The following is a 928-nucleotide window of genomic DNA, read 5'->3' on the forward strand; positions in this document are numbered from 1 at the left end:
TGTTCGTGATGGCGTGCCTTTTGAAGAATGAGCCTGCGAGTTATGGTGTGTGGCGAGGTTAACCGGTGGCGGGTAGCCGTAGCGAAAGCGAGTCTGAATAGGGCGTTTTCAGTCGCATGCTGTAGACCCGAAGCGGGGTGATCTAGCCATGGGCAGGGTGAAGCGCCGGTAAGACGGTGTGGAGGCCCGAACCCACCAGGGTTGAAAACCTGGGGGATGACCTGTGGTTAGGGGTGAAAGGCCAATCAAACTCCGTGATAGCTGGTTCTCCCCGAAATGCATTTAGGTGCAGCGTCGTGTGTTTCTTGCCGGAGGTAGAGCTACTGGATGGCTGATGGGCCCTACAAGGTTACTGACGTCAGCCAAACTCCGAATGCCGGTAAGTGAGAGCGCGGCAGTGAGACTGCGGGGGATAAGCTTCGTAGTCGAGAGGGAAACAGCCCAGATCATCGGCTAAGGCCCCTAAGCGTGTGCTAAGTGGGAAAGGATGTGGAGTTGCTGTGACAACCAGGAGGTTGGCTTAGAAGCAGCCATCCTTGAAAGAGTGCGTAATAGCTCACTGGTCAAGTGATTCCGCGCCGACAATGTAGCGGGGCTCAAGCACACCGCCGAAGCCGTGGCATTCCGGACTTTGTTCGGGATGGGTAGGGGAGCGTCCTGCAGCCGGTGAAGCCGCCGAGTGATCGAGTGGTGGAGGCTGTGGGAGTGAGAATGCAGGCATGAGTAGCGAGTCACGCGTGAGAAACGTGTGCGCCGGATGACCAAGGGTTCCTGGGGCAGGCTAATCCGCCCAGGGTAAGTCGGGACCTAAGGCGAGGCCGACAGGCGTAGTCGATGGACAACGGGTTGATATTCCCGTACCCGCTGGTATGCGCCAACGCTGAACCCTCTGATGCTAAGACCCTGAATCCTGGGTCGGGCCTTCGGG

Annotated in this window: 1 rRNA gene; it reads left to right on the forward strand. The window is 58.1% G+C overall.

What is annotated here, in order from left to right:
* Positions 1-928 (forward strand): 23S ribosomal RNA (locus ACA511_RS40595); the annotation flags it as partial.

This window comes from Actinomadura sp. GTD37 (assembly GCF_041951365.1).
Taxonomy (GTDB): Bacteria; Actinomycetota; Actinomycetes; order Streptosporangiales; family Streptosporangiaceae; genus Spirillospora.